General features: G+C 37.1%; 17 protein-coding genes. 13 read left to right on the top strand and 4 right to left on the bottom strand.

What is annotated here, in order from left to right:
- The first annotated feature begins 192 nt into the window (after window positions 1-192).
- Together ACN9MR_RS12395 and ACN9MR_RS12390 are read left to right on the top strand one after the other, a co-directional pair.
- Window positions 193-3,690, top strand: a complete 3,498-nt coding sequence (locus ACN9MR_RS12395; protein WP_426329979.1) for a PKD domain-containing protein — start codon at window positions 193-195, stop codon at window positions 3,688-3,690.
- Window position 3,691: 1 nt separating this feature from the next.
- The gene (locus ACN9MR_RS12390; protein WP_426329978.1) at window positions 3,692-4,702 is read left to right on the top strand and encodes a PorP/SprF family type IX secretion system membrane protein; all 1,011 of its coding nucleotides are present in this window, start codon (window positions 3,692-3,694) and stop codon (window positions 4,700-4,702) included.
- Between the two features lie 524 nt (window positions 4,703-5,226).
- Here ACN9MR_RS12390 and rpoN read toward each other — a convergent pair.
- A complete protein-coding gene (gene rpoN / locus ACN9MR_RS12385; RefSeq protein ID WP_426329977.1) occupies window positions 5,227-6,699 on the bottom strand; it encodes an RNA polymerase factor sigma-54 in 1,473 nt (490 codons plus the stop codon).
- A 167-nt stretch (window positions 6,700-6,866) separates the two neighbouring features.
- Between rpoN and mscL the strand changes: the two genes are divergently transcribed.
- Window positions 6,867-7,316 (top strand): large conductance mechanosensitive channel protein MscL, encoded by a 450-nt coding sequence (gene mscL / locus ACN9MR_RS12380; protein ID WP_426329976.1) that lies wholly within the window; start codon window positions 6,867-6,869, stop codon window positions 7,314-7,316.
- Between the two features lie 44 nt (window positions 7,317-7,360).
- Here the strand turns inward: mscL and ACN9MR_RS12375 are convergent, their stop codons facing one another.
- On the bottom strand, window positions 7,361-8,233 hold the full coding sequence (locus ACN9MR_RS12375) for a ChaN family lipoprotein (protein ID WP_426329975.1): 873 nt from the start codon (window positions 8,231-8,233) through the stop codon (window positions 7,361-7,363).
- Window positions 8,234-8,364: 131 nt separating this feature from the next.
- Here ACN9MR_RS12375 and ACN9MR_RS12370 point away from each other — a divergent pair, with 131 nt between their 5' ends.
- The 8 genes from ACN9MR_RS12370 (at window position 8,365) to tsaB (ending at window position 13,449) form a co-directional block, all read left to right on the top strand.
- Window positions 8,365-9,129: a LiaF transmembrane domain-containing protein gene (locus ACN9MR_RS12370; RefSeq protein ID WP_426329974.1), complete on the top strand. Its 765-nt coding sequence runs from the start codon at window positions 8,365-8,367 to the stop codon at window positions 9,127-9,129.
- Window positions 9,130-9,151: 22 nt separating this feature from the next.
- Window positions 9,152-9,499, top strand: coding sequence for a DUF4288 domain-containing protein (locus ACN9MR_RS12365; protein WP_426329973.1), 348 nt, complete (start codon window positions 9,152-9,154; stop codon window positions 9,497-9,499).
- Entirely contained in the window at window positions 9,489-10,550 is a 1,062-nt protein-coding gene (locus ACN9MR_RS12360) for a sensor histidine kinase (protein WP_426329972.1), read from the top strand. The genes ACN9MR_RS12365 and ACN9MR_RS12360 overlap by 11 nt, the downstream gene beginning before the upstream one ends.
- On the top strand, window positions 10,528-11,262 hold the full coding sequence (locus tag ACN9MR_RS12355; protein ID WP_029280416.1) for a LytR/AlgR family response regulator transcription factor: 735 nt from the start codon (window positions 10,528-10,530) through the stop codon (window positions 11,260-11,262). The genes ACN9MR_RS12360 and ACN9MR_RS12355 overlap by 23 nt, the downstream gene beginning before the upstream one ends.
- A 376-nt stretch (window positions 11,263-11,638) precedes the next feature.
- A complete protein-coding gene (rpmH, locus tag ACN9MR_RS12350; protein ID WP_010601723.1) occupies window positions 11,639-11,797 on the top strand; it encodes a 50S ribosomal protein L34 in 159 nt (52 codons plus the stop codon).
- Between the two features lie 67 nt (window positions 11,798-11,864).
- On the top strand, window positions 11,865-12,263 hold the full coding sequence (locus ACN9MR_RS12345) for a ribonuclease P protein component (protein ID WP_426329971.1): 399 nt from the start codon (window positions 11,865-11,867) through the stop codon (window positions 12,261-12,263).
- Window positions 12,247-12,477 (top strand): membrane protein insertion efficiency factor YidD, encoded by a 231-nt coding sequence (gene yidD / locus ACN9MR_RS12340; protein ID WP_108201106.1) that lies wholly within the window; start codon window positions 12,247-12,249, stop codon window positions 12,475-12,477. The genes ACN9MR_RS12345 and yidD overlap by 17 nt, the downstream gene beginning before the upstream one ends.
- A gap of 276 nt (window positions 12,478-12,753) precedes the next feature.
- Window positions 12,754-13,449, top strand: a complete 696-nt coding sequence (gene tsaB, locus ACN9MR_RS12335) for a tRNA (adenosine(37)-N6)-threonylcarbamoyltransferase complex dimerization subunit type 1 TsaB (RefSeq protein WP_426329970.1) — start codon at window positions 12,754-12,756, stop codon at window positions 13,447-13,449.
- A gap of 5 nt (window positions 13,450-13,454) precedes the next feature.
- Here the strand turns inward: tsaB and ACN9MR_RS12330 are convergent, their stop codons facing one another.
- Together ACN9MR_RS12330 and ACN9MR_RS12325 are read right to left on the bottom strand one after the other, a co-directional pair.
- Complete coding sequence (locus ACN9MR_RS12330) at window positions 13,455-14,861, bottom strand: DUF5723 family protein (RefSeq protein ID WP_426329969.1); 1,407 nt, start codon at window positions 14,859-14,861, stop codon at window positions 13,455-13,457.
- Between the two features lie 30 nt (window positions 14,862-14,891).
- A complete protein-coding gene (locus ACN9MR_RS12325; protein ID WP_426329968.1) occupies window positions 14,892-16,460 on the bottom strand; it encodes a hypothetical protein in 1,569 nt (522 codons plus the stop codon).
- A gap of 90 nt (window positions 16,461-16,550) precedes the next feature.
- On the opposite strand from ACN9MR_RS12325, the gene ACN9MR_RS12320 reads away from it, so the two are divergent.
- Both ACN9MR_RS12320 and priA read left to right on the top strand, forming a co-directional pair.
- Window positions 16,551-16,937, top strand: a complete 387-nt coding sequence (locus ACN9MR_RS12320; RefSeq protein WP_276898347.1) for a DUF423 domain-containing protein — start codon at window positions 16,551-16,553, stop codon at window positions 16,935-16,937.
- Entirely contained in the window at window positions 16,937-19,417 is a 2,481-nt protein-coding gene (gene priA, locus ACN9MR_RS12315; RefSeq protein WP_426329967.1) for a replication restart helicase PriA, read from the top strand. Before ACN9MR_RS12320 ends, priA begins: the two co-directional genes overlap by 1 nt.
- The last annotated feature ends 63 nt before the right edge of the window (window positions 19,418-19,480 follow it).

The raw sequence follows: 19,480 nt of genomic DNA, 5'->3' as shown, positions 1-19,480 counted from the left end.
TTTTCTGTATGGATTATATTTGTAAGTAAAACTTTTTTACACTACTCTTTAAATTTATTACACGAAGAGCGATTTTTCCACCTAAAATTGTTAAAATTCCGGTAATTGTTTTTTCTTGTGGATTGATTAATAGTATATTGCATATCTAATCAAGCAAAAATGTGTAACGTTTTCAAACTAAACTGATAGGTAATGAGCAGGCATTGGTTATTGGTTTTGTTAACGTCTTTGTTTTTTGCTAAAGCATTTGGACAAAACATTTCTAACGAAGGAACTGATTTTTGGACGGTTTTTCCAACCCATGTACCATCAAGAGCTGTTAATGGGGTAATTCCATATGGTAATATTGCTATTTTTGTAACATCAAAATCTAATTCTGAAGTTACCGTAACTTGCGGTAATGCTGCTCCTGTTACAAAAACTATTCCAGCCAATACAGCCGTTAGGTTTGATGTTCCAAGAGCCGATGCTTATATTGATGGGGTATTAGAGGCCAACCGGGTTTTAACAAATAAGGGAATACATGTTAAAGTTACCGACGGTCAGCCAAAAGTATCTGTTTATACCCATATATATGGTGCAGCAAGATCTGCTGCTTCCCTGATCTTACCATTTGAAACTTTGGGTCAGACGTATTATTCCATGAATTTTTGGCAGAGTAATGGTGGTAATAATTTTTTAACATTGGTAGCTGTAGAAGATAATACTGATATTATTTTGCATGAAAAAAATGGCAATAAAATCTCAATAACCTTAAACAAAGCTGGTGATGTTTATGAATATTTAGCATCTGGAACGCAAGATCTTACCGGTACTTATGTAGAAACAGATCCGGCGACATCTTCTTGTAAGCGTTTTGCGGCGTTTTCCGGTTCTTCAGTACTCGCAATTGTTTGTAATTCTTCGCAAGACCCATTGTTTCAGCAGCTTTACCCCACAAACAGCTGGGGCAAAAATTATGGGGTTGTGCCATTTATCAATAGAAAATATATCTTACGGATTCTTGCACAAGAAGATAATACAAGTGTAACTTATAATGGCACTACATATATTATTAATAAAGGTATACCTATTGAAAGTGAACAATTAACCAGCTCTACTTTTATCGCGGCTGATAAATTAATTAGTGTAGCACAGTATTCCTTAACACAAGATTGTTCCTCTGATAATGGAGGGGCTATTATTGGTGATCCAGAAATGGTGATATTAAACCCGATTGAATTTAATATAAAGGGTGTTACCGTTTTTTCTTCTGATTTGCAGAATATTACAGAAAAGTATGTAAATGTTTTAATTAAAACAGCTAGTATCTCAGGATTTAGGTATAATGGCATAGCACCAAATACCGCATGGACAGTTTTAAATGGTAATGCTATTTACTCCTATACACAGATTCCGGTTAACGAAGAAAGCATAACACTAACTGCAGGTGATGGCTTTAATGCTGTGGCTTACGGTTTTGGTGATCACGAATCCTATGCTTACTCTGCCGGTACAAATCTATCTTCCAACAACTATCTTACCGTGTTTAACACCACTAAAAATGAAGAAGGACAAAATGGATGCGTTGGAGAAACTTATAATATCAAAATATCGCTTCCATACAAGCCTGATTATATCAATTGGTTGTTAGATAATGAAACTGTAATTAATCAAAATCCGCCTATATTACTTGATACTAAAATTTTGCCTGATGGAACTAGCATATATACTTATGAGTCGCCATATACCAAAACGTACGCGGAAAAGGGTAAACACAGTTTAGAAATTGTAGCACATGTGCCTAACACATCTTCATGCGCATCGGGTGATTTAACAACCAATTATACTTTTAATATTTATGATCTTCCAATAGCAAAATTTGATCCTATCATAGGGTGTTCAAATATCGCCGCGAAATTTACAGATGGGAGTACTCCTAATAATGACGATTTTACAATTACCAAATGGTTGTGGGATTTTGGAGATGGGAGCACCCCTTCTACTGAACAAAACCCAGAACATATTTATACCAGACCCAATAAATATATTGTCAGATTAACAGTTACCACAGGTTCAAATTGTTCTAACACCTCAGAACCTGTTGAAATTACAGTAAATCCTACGCCATTAGCAGATTTTGGTGTTGCTGGGTTCTGTACCAATAAACCAACCGTTTTAACTGATAAATCGAGTATAGAAGGTACTGGGGCCATAGTAAAGTGGACCTGGGATTTTGGAGATGGAAGTACTCCCGTAACGTTAGAAAATAATATTCCTCCGCCGCATCAATATACTGTTGCGGGTCATTATACAATCACTTTAACTGTTGAGAGCGATCTTAAATGTTTAAATATTAAGCAAGTAGATATAGATGTATACGATCCACCGAAAGAAGTGGATTTCATGCTTCCTGATTTTTGTTTGAACGATGGCGTGGCCAGATTTAGAAACACTTCCAAAAATGCAGACGGAAGTACAACAGGTTTAACTGCACAATGGACCTATGTTTATAATGGCAGTACAATAGCTACCTCAACCGACTTTGATGGCGCTTTTACACCTCAAAATACTGGCGATTATACAGTTACACTGACGGTTAAAAATGCTGAGGGCTGTGACACGTCGTTTCCAAAAACATTTACGGTTAACGGTGATGTTAAAGCAGCTGACTTTGATATTGTAAATGACCATAGCTGTGTGAGCGAGGATATTATGATTAAAAATACATCTACCGTATTTACAGGCAACATTACAAAAATTGAGATTTACAGAGATTTTGGAAGGGAAACTTCTATTTATAAAACAATCCCTTATCCTGATGTCAACGAAGTTTTTGTTCTTAAATACGATAGTTTTGGTGGCACCACCGACCGAGCTTTTAACGTCAGACTTGTAGCTTATTCCGGAGAAAACTGTTCTAAATTTTTAGATAAAACGCTTACATTAAAACCGGTCCCACAGTTGCTATTCGATAATATACCTCCGGTTTGCGAGGCAGATGGAACAGTTTTAATTACACAGGCCAAACAGAAAGCTGAAGAAGAAGTTATTGGAGGGAATGGTGAATATGCGGGAGATGGCATTAAGGCTGATGGAACTTTTAATCCTAAAATCGCAGGATTAGGATCGCACATTATCACTTATACCTTTACAGGCGATAATGGTTGTCCTAACTCCATAACAAATACGATCGAGGTATATAAATCGCCTGTTGCTGATGCGGGTGCATTGGTTTATATGCTGGCAGGCGGGCAGATCGAGATCCCTGCAACAGCTGAAGGTACTAATTTGAAATATAAATGGTCGCCTGCTATAGGTTTGAATAAAACTGATGTGTTAAATCCGATTGCATCACCAGATAACGATACAGAGTATACACTTACGGCGACCACACAGCCTGATGGCTGTGCCACAACATCGAAAGTTTTGGTTAAAGTTTTGCAAGTATTAAATCCTCCCAATACCTTTACACCAAATGGCGATAACGTAAACGATACCTGGATCATTAAATATTTAGAATCTTATCCAAACGCTACTGTCGAAATCTTTAACAGAAACGGGAATAAGGTGTTTTTTAGCAATGGATATAAAACTCCTTTTGATGGGAATTACCAAAATGAGCCGCTACCGGTAGGTGTTTATTATTATATTATCAACCCGCGTAACGGACGAAAAACAATAACAGGCCCGCTCACTATAATCAGATGAATTGAAGAAGCTCATCATCATATTTGCACTTTTTGCATCATTTAAGGTTTTTGCACAACAAAAGCCACAGTATACGCAATACATTTTTAATCAGTATCTGCTAAATCCGGCGCTCTCAGGAATTGAAAATTATCTCGATTTTAAAGCTGGTTACCGTAAACAATGGTCGGGTATTACCGATGCGCCTCAAACTTCATTTGTATCAGTACATTGGGCGCTGGGCGATAATCAATTGTGGAGTAATGCGCTAACCGCTTTCCCCGAGCAAACAGGTAATCCGATGGACCGTAATTATATGCAAAACTACATGTCGTCGCCATCGCATCATGGAATGGGGGTGACCGCTGTTTTAGATAAAACTGGTCCGATAAAAAGACTTGATGCGAATGTTACCTATGCCTATCATTTACAGCTAAGTAATAATTTTAATCTTTCAGCAGGTGTTGCTGCGGGTATTTCGAGTATCTCGTTAGATGTAAATTCGCTTACTTTCGATACACCGATAGATCCGATTATGAACAGGGCATTGATTAACCAGGTGAAACCCGATTTAAGCATCGGTTTGTGGTTATATGGCGCCAGGATGTTTGCAGGTTTATCCGTGCAGCAGATTTTACCTCAGAAATTAAGTTTCACCGGCGATAACAGCTATAATCTGGGTAAGGAAGCCCCACATTATTTTGCTACGGCAGGATATAAGTTTTTCTTAGATGATGAAATTGCCGCTGTACCATCGGTAATGGTAAAGTATGTATCACCTGCCCCGGTTTCTGTTGATGTAAACCTGAAACTGGCTTTTAAAGATAAAATCTGGTTGGGCGGCAGTTACCGTAAAGATGATTCGTTCGCGGCAATGGCTGGCTTTAATATCGGTAAGATGGTTAACTTAACCTATTCTTACGATTTTACAACATCGGAGTTAAATCAGGTAAGTAATGGCAGCCACGAAATTGTATTGGGTTTATTGCTAAACAACATTTACAAAGTGCCATCGTATATTAAAATGTGGTAACCTTGTTGGTATTCCCAATTAGAATATTACACTTCTATTTGGAGCGCAGTGCCTGTGCAAATCAATAAATTGTTCCCGTTTTTGCTTCGCTTCTTCATACCCTCCTCGCTACGGCGTAACGCTTAATTCGTTAAGTTAAGCACAGCGGTTGTCACCCTGAGCGTACTTGAAGACTCCTTGAGATTGATAAATTGCAAATAAATGCCCTTCGACTACGCTCAGGGTGACATCTTTTTGTGATTTATCCTTTAACTTAGAGACATTTGGGTAATGCTGTAATCGGGGCTAAATGGCCAAGGCAGTTTTTTATCTTTGAGGTTGCAGGTAGGCCTTTGTTCTTAAACCTGACAGTAGCGGCAGCTCCCGATCTTTTCATCGGGACTATAGCGAATGGCAGGGCAGCAGACGGCCAAGCACACAGAACCGTTCATTTCCAAATCAATAATGATAAGCCATTCTTTTGTAATGCAATCTGGTGGGAAGGGGAACTTTAGCAGGTAATTTACTGCCAACTGAAAACTGCTTTAAAGTTCTTTTCTTAACCTAGCTACTGGAATATTCATCTGCTCACGATATTTAGCAACGGTTCTTCTGGCAATATTATAACCTCTTTCTTTTAAAATTTCGGTTAATTTTTCATCCGCTAAAGGTTTGCGTTTATCTTCGTTGCCTATACAGTCTTCCAGTATTTTTTTAACCTCTTTATTCGAAACTTCTTCACCATTTTCGGTTTGGATAGCCTCTGAGAAGAAAGATTTTAACAAGAAAGTACCAAATTCGGTCTGTACATATTTAGAGTTTGCCACCCTCGATACGGTTGAAATATCCATATCGATTTTATCAGCAATATCTTTTAAGATCATTGGGCGCATTTTACGCTCGTCGGCCGTTAAAAAATATTCATATTGATAATGCATAATGGCATTCATGGTTTTTAACAAAGTTTGTTGTCTTTGTTTAATTGCATCGATAAACCATCGTGCAGAATCTAATTTCTGTTTAACAAACTGAACGGCCTCTTTCAGCTTTTTATCTTTTGATGAAGCTTTGTCGTAATGCTCGAACATTTCCTGATAAGATCTGCTTACCTTTAGTTCTGGTGCATTTTTAGAGTTTAAAGTCAAGATTAATATGCCATCATTATTACTGATATGGAAATCGGGAATAATCTGCATTTGTTTGGTGGTAACCTGATTGGCATCACCTGGTTTAGGGTTTAAACGCAAAATTTCGTTTACAACCTCTTTAAGTTCTTCACTATCTAAACCTAAACTTTTTTCTAATTTATCGTAATGTTTACGCGTAAACTCATCCAGATAGTTTTCTACAACATTCATTGCTTTAACTATAATCGGATTGTTCGGGTCTTTCCTTTTTAATTGGATCAATAAACACTCTTTCAGGTCTCTTGCGCCAATGCCAGGAGGATCGAAACTTTGGATCAGTTTTAACATTTCCAATACATCCTCTTCCTCAACCATAACATTCTGAGAAAAGGCAAGGTCATCAATCATAGAGCCCAGCGGACGGCGTAAATAACCATCATCATCTAAACTACCGATAATCTGTTTGCCAATAATAAAATCCTGATCGGATAGGGGAATAAGATCTAATTGCTCCTGTAAACTTTCAAAAAAAGTACTTTCAATGGCAATTGGAGTTTCTTTTTTCTCTTCATCGTCATCACCATTATTGTAGTTGGTACTATAATCATTGGTAGAATCGTCCTGTAAATAATCATCTACATTAAATTCATCCATGCTGGTATCTTCTGATGATTGTTCGTAATCTTCAGGCCCATCATTTAAATCATCATATTCACTCTTTGGCTCATCCTGAGTCATTAAGCTTGGATCTTCAAGCGCTGGGTTTTCTTCAAGTTCTTCTTTTACACGGGTATCTAAAGCAACGGTTGGCACCTGCAACAGTTTAATAAACTGTATTTGTTGTGGTGATAACTTTTGTAATAATTTTTGTTGTAAGTGTTGCTTTAGCATATTAAATATAAAAGAATGGAGCAAAAATAAACAATAGATTTCAGATATTCTGCTGAATTGACTTAAATGCTATCGATATGTTTGGTTTTAAAATTATTTCATAAACATTTGTATTGAGTTTAATGTTTGCTACTTTCGTGAATAAATAAACTAAAACTTAATAAAATATGGGCTTTGTAAAAGAATTTAAAGAATTTGCCATTAAAGGTAATGCTTTCGATTTGGCAGTCGGAGTGATTATAGGAGGTGCTTTTGGTAAAATTGTTACCAGCGTAATCGACGATTTAGTGATGCCTATTGTAGCTGCAATGGTTGGTAAACCAGATTTTAGCAGTATTTATTTTGCAATGGGAAAAGGTGCTGAATTGATTCCGCAGGGAGCTTCACTGGCAGATGCTAAAAAGGCTGCACCAGATGCATCTATATTCGCTTATGGTAATTTTATTACAGTAGCCATTAATTTCTTATTGTTGGCTTTAATTGTTTTTATAATGGTTAAAGCGATTAATAGAATGAAAAAGAAAGAAGAAGCAGTAGCTGTTGCGGCACCGGCAGTGCCAACAGCAGAAGAAACGCTTTTAACCGAAATCAGAGATTTGTTAAAAACAAAAGCGTAACATACAAAAGCCGTCCGATTTTACAACCGGACGGCTTTTTTGGTTTAATAACTTCTTTTTACGCTTGGATCGGTTATAATGATATAATCGCCGAGTTTTTTAAATTTTTCCCAATCTGGGTTCGTAAAGCTTTCATCAGAAAATGATGAAATGTTCAATATTTTTAATTTCGGATTTGCCTGAGCCAGTTTCGCTAATGTTCCCAGTTTTTCGTCGCTGTGGAAACGTCCATTAAGCTGAAAAACCTTAAATCCCCTGTTTGCCTTAACAAACTTATTTATGGACCATGACATGGTCGCATCCCATAAATTTTGTGTCTGGTAAATCTTCATTGAGCCCATGTTATGGTCACCCAAAGTTTCAGTAAATTTTTCATAATACCTACCCTGGGCCGTATCAATTGGTAGGGGTGGTAAAAAATTAAATGAAGTTTTTGGGAAATTTTCTAAAACTTTAAGTCCTCCCATGGTAACAGCATTGCTGTAGCGCGTGGCTGCATTTGATGCAATAACTTTTAACTTATTTTGTTTGGCGTACTCTATTAAAGGTTTGTAATCTTTGTAATTACCCCAGGCTCTGCCTTCTTTAACAAAGTTTTTTTCTGAAATTAATCCTGCTAAATATTCGTCTAACTCAGGTTGTACATCGGTATGGAACATTTCTAAGGACAGTGCCGTTTTTAATGGATATTTTGAATTGAGTTTTCTAAAAAGCTCCGCTTCCAGATAATGACCTATAGAATCGTTGTGGTCTTCGCCAAAGAATAAAACATCTGCCTGGTCCATATCAGCAACAATGTCGTCTATTGATATGGATTTCTGTTTTTTTACATCGTAAATCTTGTAATGGCTACTTATTTCCTGTGCATATAAGCCAGTAGAAATAGTAAAAACAAGCATTAATAGGGAAAATTTCATACCATCAAAATAACAAAATAATTTTCACCGATAAAATAAGGGCACTTACCGCCTTTTACCGAGTTCTTGCAAGCCAAGCCTATTATGATCGGGTGCTTATCAATACTTTTGGATATTAAATATGAATACAAATGGAAAATATTAATAGTAACGATAACAACCAGCTTAAAAACTCAGGAAGGGTTTGGAGCGGTTTCATCATAGTCATCATCGGATTTGCATTTCTATTGAATAATATGGGGCTAAATATTCCAAGATGGATATTTAGCTGGTCTAATTTTTTAATTGCACTTGGTGTGTTTATCGGCGTTCGTCGTAACTTTAAAGGAATAGGCTGGCTGATCCTGATTTTGATCGGTGCTTACAATACCTTAGATAATATACCTGGTTTAGATTTTGATTTATCTAAATATGCTTTAGGTATTGGTTTGGTTATAGTAGGCGGCTTTTTAATCTTCAGGCCAAAGGATACCCTGGCCTTTAGGAAAAAACGTAAGGATGAGAACAAAGCCGAATTTGATTTTAACGAAGCTACTGATAAAAAGACTGTAAATAATAATGATGTTATTGAAGTAATGGCCGTTTTTGGTGGAAGTAACCAAACCGTTTACTCTAAAAACTTTCAAGGGGGCGATATTACAGCTGTATTCGGCGGAGCAGATATTGTAATGACTCAGGCTGATTTCCCTGAAACGGTATCGCTTGATGTAACAGCAGTTTTTGGAGGAATTAAATTAATTGTACCACAAAACTGGGCAATAAAATCGAATGTAACGGCATTATTTGGTAGCGTTGAAGATAAAAGATCGCATGTTATGCCGGTAGCAGAGATGAAAAAAACATTGATCTTAGATGGGACGGCTTTATTTGGAGGGATCGAAATTAAAAGTTTCTAAACATTTATTATAAACATCGCCTATGAAATGGTTTGCAGTAAATTGTATCTATCAGGTAATTTGTGGTGAGGGAAAACATACGCCCCAGTTTAATGAACAAACGCGTTTAATCCAGGCAGATGGGATTGCGCAGGCTTTAGACAAAGCGAAATTAAATGCTGTAAATTTTAACCCTTCTTTTAATAATTGTAACGGCGATAAAGTAGTATGGAAGTTTATAGGTGTAGGAGGAATATCGGAACTGGAAGAACTTGCTGATGGGGTAGAGGTAAGTTCTAAAATTGTTGAGCCCAAGTCGGTTACGCAATACCTTGAAAAGTTAGCGCACCGCAATAAATCATTAACTAATCAAAATTATTTTGACAACTAGACCTTTATCCGTTCCCCAAATACAGAAAATATCGTTCACCATTGCGATAGTGTGGACTGTATTGTGTGGTGCAGGATTACATTATATAGTTAATTTTTCTTGGTGGATATCGATAACCGATAGCTTAACCAATAATTTTTTATTGGCTTTGGCCTGCATCGGTATCAGTAACATGCTTGGGTATTACCAGCCAAAAAATGAGCGGATACTGTATGTACTGATTATCACGCTTGCGCTTACTTTTGTGATTATTTTTGCGTCAAAATATGTTATACTCTATATTTTTTCTGATTATAAAGAGTATAAAGATTTTTATAATTTTTCTTTTGTCTTCAGAGGCTTAATCTCTTTTATGTGTTTAGCCTGGTGTGCTTTAGCTAATATTTTATGGTATAGATTAGAGGAACAATCAGAAACACACGAAAGACTATCGGCAGCTAAAAGTTTGGCCAAAGAGGCCGAATTAAATAAATTAAGACACCAATTGCAGCCACATTTTCTTTTCAATAGCTTAAACTCGGTATTTGCACTAACCATGGTTAATCCGAAAGAGGCTGGTGTAATGATCATGAAATTAGCTTCTTTTCTCCGCGGAACCTTAAAACGTGATGACGAATTGTGGGTTTCGGTAGAAGAAGAAATGGAATATATTCAATTGTATCTTGATATTGAGAAGGTAAGGTTTAGCCACAGGTTAAATATCGAAGTTAATGTTGCTGAAGATACTTTAAATCTTTGTTTGCCAGGTACTTTGTTGCAGCCCATCGTAGAAAACGCTATTAAATTCGGACTTTACAATACCTCGGCCGGGATTACGATCAAGATAGATGTTACCGTTGAGCATAATATTTTACAGCTCCGGGTACAAAATCCCTTTGATCCAGAAATGAAGGCTGCCGGAGGAACGGGATTTGGTTTAAGTGCCATTAAACGCAGGTTATATCTGTTATTTGCGAATACCCATTTATTACAAACCGATATTGAGGCAAATAATTTATATATTACCACCCTAAAAATTCCACAAAAAAATGATCAGAACAATACTAATTGACGATGAGCCTTTAGCAAGAGATATTGTAAAATATTACCTTTCAGATCATGCAGAAATAGAGATTGTAGCCGAATGTGGTGATGGGTTCGAAGGCTTAAAAGCCATTACCCTGCATAAGCCTGATTTAATTTTTTTGGATATCCAAATGCCTAAAATAAGCGGTTTCGAAATGCTCGAACTCGTAGAGGATAAACCTGCAGTAATTTTCACCACTGCTTTTGATGAATATGCCATTAAAGCTTTTGAGGTTAATGCAGTAGATTACCTGCTTAAACCCATCGATAAATCGCGCTTTGATGCGGCCATTAAAAAACTGCCTAACAAATTAAATCAAACCGAAAATACGGAAGCCGTTTTGGATGCAGCAGCTTTAAGTCCGGCACAAAATAATAGGGTAGTGGTTAAAAAAGATGGTGTAATTAAAATTATTCCTGTCGCCGATATCAACTATTTAGAGGCTGATGATGATTATGTGAAGTTAAGTACCGTTGATGGTGCTTTTTATAAGAACAAAACCATGGCTTATTTCGAACAAACGCTTGATGTAAGCCAGTTTATCCGCATACATAGGTCTTACATCATTAACCTGGCCCAGGTAACCAAAATAGAGCTGAAAGAGAAAGATAGTTATGTGGTGCTGTTAAAGTCTGATATCTGGTTGCCGGTAAGCAAAACAGGTTATGTAAAGCTGAAGGCGGCTTTGGGGCTTTAGGCTGATTATTTGGAAAGCAATCAACTGCTAAAGTTATTGTTAGTCCTGCTTTCCGTTACTCCCGATGAAGAATCGGGATCACTGCAATCAGGTTTGTTTTACGGTGGCTGCTGCTGTTATTATTGGCCTGTTTCCTTCCGGCGCCTAATACTAATAACAAGGGATATTGTAACGGGTTCCTTATTTCGTTCCATAGGAAGGTTTGATGAAATAAATAACGCAGGTAATCGTCTAAAATGAGAACATTAGCCCTTTTTTTCAAAAGATTTTTTACATTTGCATTAAATAGAAAAAATAATAATTAATCACTCTTGCATTTGTAGAGAAATCGCTTTATATTTGCACCTCTTAATTTTACAATAGATAATATACAGTCATGAAAAGAACATACCAACCTTCGCAAAGAAAGAGAAGAAACAAACACGGCTTCCGCGAAAGAATGGCAACAGCTAACGGCAGACGAGTATTAGCATCACGTCGTGCTAAAGGAAGAAAAAGATTAACAGTTTCTGACGAACGCAAGCATAAAGCATAATTTTTGATTGCTTTTCCGTTAATTCGGGATCGGCAGATCAAAATCTGCAGTTATCAATCAAAAATATATGTACACATTCAGGAAAGAAGAACGGTTATGCAGCAGGAAACATTTAGACCTGTTGTTTAAAAACGGTTCTTCTTTTTTATTATACCCCTTCCGGATTTCTTATCTTTTTGTCGATCAACCAGCTGATGTGCAAGCACAGGTAGTAATCAACGTCCCTAAAAAAAGATATAAACGGGCAGTAGACCGCAATCTGCTCAAGCGCCGCATACGCGAAGCTTATCGCCTCAATAAACAAGATAAATTATATATGCCTTTGCCTACTGACAGGGGATTGCTTTTGATTTCTATTCAGTTTGTAGGTAAAGAAAAATATGATTTTGCCTTCATAGAGAAAAAACTGGTTGCTACTTTTAAACGCTTTCAAAATTTAATCCAGCCAAATGAAATTCATCAATAAAATTTTCGGATGGTTTTTTTTAGGTTTAATCAAGGTGTATCAATATGCCATTTCGCCGATGTTGGGTGCAAATTGTAGGTTTACGCCAACTTGCTCGCAGTATGGGATAGAAGCCATTAAAAAGCACGGACCATTTAAAGGTGGTTGGCTGGCACTGAAACGCATTGGCCGTTGTCATCCGTGGGGTAAACATGGTCACGATCCGGTTCCATAGCGGCGTTCATTAGTTTAATGGTCATTAGTTCATTTGTTGCCATCGCTCATTGGTTATTGATTCATTAGTCATTTGATTATAGTTAACGCGGCCGTCATTTCGACTGTGGCGTAGCGGAACGGAGAAATCTATTTCATTTCAATTATAAAGATCCTTCGACTACGCTCAGGATGACACATCACCAAAGGTAATTTGGCCCCAAACGCTAACCGCTAAACTGAATTAACTTCAGACATCGGACTTCCGACTACATCCATTTTTTAATATCTTTGCGCAATGGCTAAAATACTTCAAATAGAAACTGCTACAGCAATTTGTTCGGTAGCGCTATCTGTCAACGGCGAAACTATTTCATTTAAAGAGGAAAAAGGACAAAACCTGCATGCTGCTAATTTAACCTTGTTCATTGATGAAGTGCTTAAAACTGCAGGGCTAAGTTACCCAGAGTTAGACGCCATTGCTGTAAGTAAAGGGCCAGGGTCTTATACTGGATTAAGGATTGGTGTTTCTACAGCTAAAGGCCTTTGTTATGCACTGGATAAGCCATTAATTGCCATCGAAACCTTAGAAATGATGGCTGCAGGTTACCTGGTGGAAAATCCTGATTATTCTGGTTTAATCTGTCCAATGATCGATGCCCGCCGAATGGAAGTGTATACCTCAATTTTTGACCGTTCTTTAAACGTAATCACGCCAACTGAAGCAAAAATTATTGATGAAACAAGTTTTGCTGATTATCTCACGCAGCAAACTGTTACTTTTTTGGGTGATGGGGCAGCTAAGTGTGCTGAAGTTTTAACACATCAAAATGTAAAGTTTGATGAGGCCAATTTCAATGCTGCAAAATACATGTCGCGGTTAGCTAACGAAGCTTTCAGCAACAGTAAATTTGAAGATGTAGCCTATTTCGAACCTTTTTACCTGAAAGATTTTGTTGTTACGCAATCTAAAAAACAACAAGCACAGGGTTAAACCGTTTATTTTCTTCTAAAGATCGAAAACAAACTTTTAAAGAAACTTCCGCCTTCATTGTCATTTATGCCGGGTATTACATCGGCAAACTGCGGATGGTTAACCACGTTGCCAAATTTAATGCCCACTCCCATATAAAAAGAAGCGCCATTAGGGCCGCTGCCTACAGTAGCATCTTTTTTAATTAATCCATAAGTTTGGAAACTGGTAGCTACTAAATTATCGGTACCCATAAACAATTCGAAATTTGGCGTCTGGTATTTCCCTTGCAAACCGACCATAAAAACACCATTTAAGTTATACAGCGGGGTAACACTGCCAGAAAAATCGCTGGCAATAAAAGTATTTACAAAAGCAATATCTCCACCTTTGTAAAACAGGTTTTTCGAAACGGCTAATCCTGGTTTGTAAAATCCATACCGTTTAGATACATAAACATCCAGTTTGGCATTTGTAGGTGCCAAAAACTTTTTACTCTGCTCTGAAAGCAGAAAAATGTCCTTTATTTCCTGGTTGGTATTAGACTGGTCCTCTAAATTTTCAATTATTTTAGATTGATCTATCGTAGTACGCTGTGTATTGCTCCGCCACCAGATAAAACCCAGATCTTTAACATTCGCCATTAAAAATAAGCCTTTTTTAGTGGTGTAATTGGCTCCAAAACCTAATGATAGTCCTGGGTTTTTAAAGTTAGGAAAGAAATTTTTCTTATCTACCTCATTAAAGTCAGAAAAATTGCTGGAATAGGTTCCTCTTAAGCCAATTAAGAGGGCATCCGATTCAGGATCGATATATAAATAAGAGTCAGCAACGTTTAATTTGTTATAAAGTATCCCACTCAGTATACTTGCTTTTAAACCAAAGGCCAACCTTTTGTTCCAGTTTTCGCGATAGGTAAAGCTAAACTGATGGTAACTTTGTTCATAGCCTTTGGTATCAAATATTCCGGTATACTGCTGGTTGGAATTAAATCTTTCGAACGAATCAAAAATAGCCAGCGCTTCGTTAGTATAATCGATATGTGCATCAGACCTGATCTGCCACGAAAAGCCCATTTCTTTTTGATACTTATAAGATTTGAAAAGCCTGAATGCGGCTACGTAAATATTGCTGTTTTCGAAAAAATGGTTCACTTCTCCAGTACCGATCGGTAAACTTCTTGTATCAAAAACACCTTCCTGTGTTAATTTTCTTATGGCAAACTTAGAACTTCCTTTATTAATGGCATTTGTTCCTAAATAGGGCAGGAAGAAATTGGAAGAAAATTTTCGGGATGAATCGAGGGTGAATGATTTTTGAGATGGGTTTTCGAATGCATCAAACATAGTTTTAGTGCCAAATAGGGCATATTGTTGTGCATTTGCAACCCCGAAGCTAGCTATTGCCAGTAACGCAAGTAAAAGTTTCTTCATGTAAAATAGTTTTCTGGGCTTGTTTCCTTATTAACGGTTACTTAACGAATCTGGTATTTCTGGCTTTAAATATTTGTTTAAAAGCAAGTTAGTGATAAATTTGTTTTTGTCTGCACTCATCTGGTAGTAAAAAGTATCGAAACTTTTTAAACCGCTATCGGCCCTCAAATGTTTATAAAATGGAAGCTGAATATTGTTCCTGAAAATATCTGCCGAATTTTTGGTGTTGATGTAATAACTCACATTCGAAGTGGTTGAAATCTGGTTTACTGCATCTAAATATTGAGGGGTTTGTATTAAGAGCCTGTTATGCTTATAATCGTTTAAAAATGATTGAACTGTACTCGCATTATTGGCCACAACCAAGTTATTATCCACAATGGTATAATATGGCCTGCCGAATTTTTTAAATGGTTCGCCAAAGTAACTAAACAGGATATCAGATGATTTAAAGAGCTTAATGTCATCATTGTAATCTGCACTTACATCAAGCAACAACTGTTTTACTTTTTCCCCATCTGATAATGAAATTGCACCTAGTTTTTCGCTAGTGCTTAACTGAAAAAGAATAAATTGATTTTTCGTGTAAGTGGTGAATATCGAATTTAAATCTGTTCTGTATTCATCTTTTACCTTTTTTATTACCGCATTGGTTTTGGGAAGTATTTTCGTTTGTTCCTGCCAACTATTCAACTTTTTAAGCCATTTACCATAATCATCATAAGCATAAAGTGCATAGTTTGCCGTGTTATTTGGGAGGATGTTTTGTATGGATGTATTTTGTGCAGCTGTGTTCTCGAACAATTTAAGGTAATTATGTTGATCTTTTAACTCTGTATTTCCACTGAAAAGAATTTTTTCTCTGCTAAAATTATAATTAAGTACGGCAAAACTGTTCTGTTTATTAAAAATTGAAATTTCTCCATTAATGTTACCTGCAATAATATTTTTGAGCAATAAGGGCGCCTGGTTAAAATTGATATAAACATGAGTGAGCACATTTTTAATTTGACGGTTATTCTCCTTAATATATTCGGTAAAGGGGTTTTCTGTTAAACGTACATTGGCATCATGGATCAGTTTGAGCGAGGTTGAAGCTGTTAATACCTGATCATGAACGCCTAAATAAACCGATAAGCTGTCATTGAGTTTCACCGTGTACAGGTCCTTAGCATTTTCGCTGATCGCTTTTTTAAATTTTAACTGTTCGTAGAATTTTTTGATGTCATTATCACGTTGTATCTGTACAGTGATTAAGAAGTTCAGGGTTTTATTCGAGTCTGGCAGCACACTAATATAAACCTGTTGATCTTTCAGGTATCGGTTTAGCAGATTATCGTCAATAATACTTGTTTTTAGCTGCTTTAATAGGTTCATTTTATCCATCCCTAAAACCTGTTGGATAAGCTGTTGCGCTTCAATGATGTCGTAAAAACCTTTGTCATTCTGAAAAGAAAATACCAATGCGGCATTATTAGTTGCCGATTGCAGCGCCAGGTCTTTCGCATCATTATCAATTCCTAATTTCGAAAAATAGACGTAGGCCATAAAGGCTACACCTAAAAATAATGTGCTTGTTAGAATTACGATTTTTTTCATCTGCTGTGCAACAAATTTAATTTATTACATTGATTAGTGAGAAGTTCTTTGTCAATTTATTAATTTAGCGATTGCTACTAGCAAATAACTATGAATAAACGAATAATCCTTACTGCTTCTTTTTTTGGTGCTGTTGCTGTTTTGCTGGGCGCATTTGGCGCTCATGGCTTAAAGACCCTAATTGATGGACCATCATTAGAAATTTGGCAAAAAGGCGTTGATTATCAGTTCTATCATACATTTGCATTATTGTATCTTTCTACCTTTGCCCGTTATCGGAATAAGCTCATTAATATCGCTTATTTCTGCTTCACATTTGGAATTATCCTTTTTTCAGGGTCGTTATATCTATTGGCTACCCGAAGCATATCACACCTGGGATTTACTGAATTTATTGGCCCAATAACGCCAATTGGTGGGCTTTTATTTGTATTGGGATGGATAATGCTCTTTTTTGCGGCATTTAAAGATAAATAATGAATACTTTCGAAAACGATATTTTTGCAGAAAGAGAAACACTTTTTGTTGAAGTTATTTTGCCATTATCTTTGGCGAAAAACTATACTTATCGGGTACCTTTCGATTTAAACGATCAGGTTGCCGTCGGAAAACGTGTGGTTGTTCAGTTTGGAAAACATAAAATTTATACGGCTTTAATTAGCGGAATTAGCACCGTACCCCCAACGGTTTACGAAGCAAAATATATTATCGATGTAGTAGATACTGAGCCTGTAATTACACCCATGCAGCTTAAATTCTGGACATGGATGACCAATTATTACATGTGCAATGAAGGTGATGTAATGGCGGCTGCTTTGCCTGCAAGTTTAAATCTGGCCAGCGAAACCATATTGATTCTTCGCGAAGATTACAATGAAGACACCGAACTTACCGATAAGGAAGAAATCATTGTCAATGCACTAAAACAGCAGCAGAAACTTACTGTAAATGATGTTTCCAAGCTCCTCGGACAGAAAACAGTATATCCGATCATCAATCATTTGCTCGATAAAGAATTGGTTCTGGTAGCTGAAGAGGTGGTGCAGAAATATAAACCTTTACTTAAATCGTTCATCATTTTAAATGATTTTTATAGCGATGAAGAAAATCTAAAGCAGCTCTTCAATGTTTTGGATAGGGCGCCTAAACAATTAGACGCTTTATTGGCTTACCTGAAATTACAAAAATCAAATCTGCCGATCTCTAAAGAACAGCTTTTGGAAGAAAGTAATTGTGGACCAGCAGCATTAAAGGCTTTAACCGATAAACATATTTTTGTGGTAATGAAAAGACCGGTTAGTCGCCTGGCTGCTCACGATGAAGAATTCAGTGTGAATTTCGAGCTGAACGAGGGGCAGCAGAAAGCATTAAGCCAGATTAACCGATATTTTGAAGAGAAAGAGGTGGTTTTGCTACATGGTGTTACCGCATCCGGAAAAACACAGGTTTATATCAAGCTGATTGAAAAAATCATTCAAAATACAGATGGTCAGGTATTGTTCTTGCTCCCCGAAATTGCCTTAACCACACAGATTGTAGAACGAATTAAGCGTTATTTTGGGAATTCAATCGGAGTGTACCATTCTAAATTCAACAATAGCGAAAGGGTAGAAATCTGGAATAAGATAAGAACCGGTGCATATAAGGTAATTCTTGGTGCCCGCTCAGCCGTTTTTCTTCCATTTCAGGATTTAAAATTAATTGTGGTTGATGAAGAACACGAACCGTCTTACAAACAATACGACCCGGCACCACGTTACCAGGCCAGGGATGCAGCCATTTACCTTGGTTATCTGCACCAGGCCAAAGTGGTTTTAGGTTCGGCTACGCCATCATTAGAGAGTTATTATAATGCCTTACAGGGCAAATACGGACTTGTAGAGATGAAAGAGCGTTTCGGTGGTGTTCAACTTCCGAACCAGCAAGTGGTAAGTATTTCGGAAGAAACGAAGAAAAAAACAATGAGCTCGTATTTTTCAAGCGTGTTGATCAAGGATATCGACCTGGCACTTTCTAAAAAAGAGCAGATTGTGTTATTTCAGAACAGGAGGGGCTATGCCACCATTCTAATCTGTGCAACCTGTGGTTATACCCCAAAATGTGTAAACTGCGATGTAAGCTTAACCTATCATAAGAGCAGTGGCAAATTGCATTGCCATTATTGCGGCTATCAGCAAAGTAGCGTAAATATCTGTCCGGCCTGTGGTTCGGTGCATGTGGAGCAAAAAGGATTTGGTACCGAGCGTATTGAGGAAGAACTCAGGTTACTTTACCCAGAAGTTACCATTGCCCGGTTGGATATGGACAGTACAAGGACAAAAAATGGGCTCCAACAGATCTTAAACGACTTTCAAGAAAAGAAAACCGATATTTTAATCGGCACACAGATGGTGGCCAAAGGATTGGACTTCGATAACCTGAATCTTATTGGGGTAATTAATGCCGATACGCTTTTAGGTTACCCCGATTTCCGTGCTTACGAAAGGAGTTTCCAGTTGTTGGCGCAGGTTGCAGGTAGGGCAGGCAGAAGGGCCGATCAGGGTAATGTCTGTATCCAGACTTACGATGCCGAAAACCGTATTATCAAGCAGGTGGTGAACAACGATTATGAGGGGATGTACAACGACGAAATTGTAGAACGGGAGAAATTTCTTTATCCCCCTTTTTCCAGAATGATATTCCTGTATGTAAAACATAAAGATTCTCATGTTTTAGATCACGCGGCATTCACGCTGGCCAATATCCTTAAAGGAAAATTTGGTAAACGGGTTTTAGGTCCTGAACAACCTCTGGTAAGCCGTGTACGGAATCTTTATATCAAACAGATCATTATCAAGGCTGATAAGCATACTGCCATTCAAAAAGTTAAAGATGCATTAAGAGAAACCCTGACCCAATTTAATGCCACCAAAGAATTTAAAGGCGTTTTTACTCAAATAGATGTAGATCCGTATTAATTACTAATTTAAGTTTTGATTTAGTGTTACTTACGGTAATGTGGATTTCTTTATCTTGTATCA

This window comes from Pedobacter sp. R-06 (assembly GCF_049913135.1).
Classification (GTDB): Bacteria; Bacteroidota; Bacteroidia; order Sphingobacteriales; family Sphingobacteriaceae; genus Pedobacter.
This window is presented reverse-complemented; position numbering and strand designations above follow the sequence as displayed.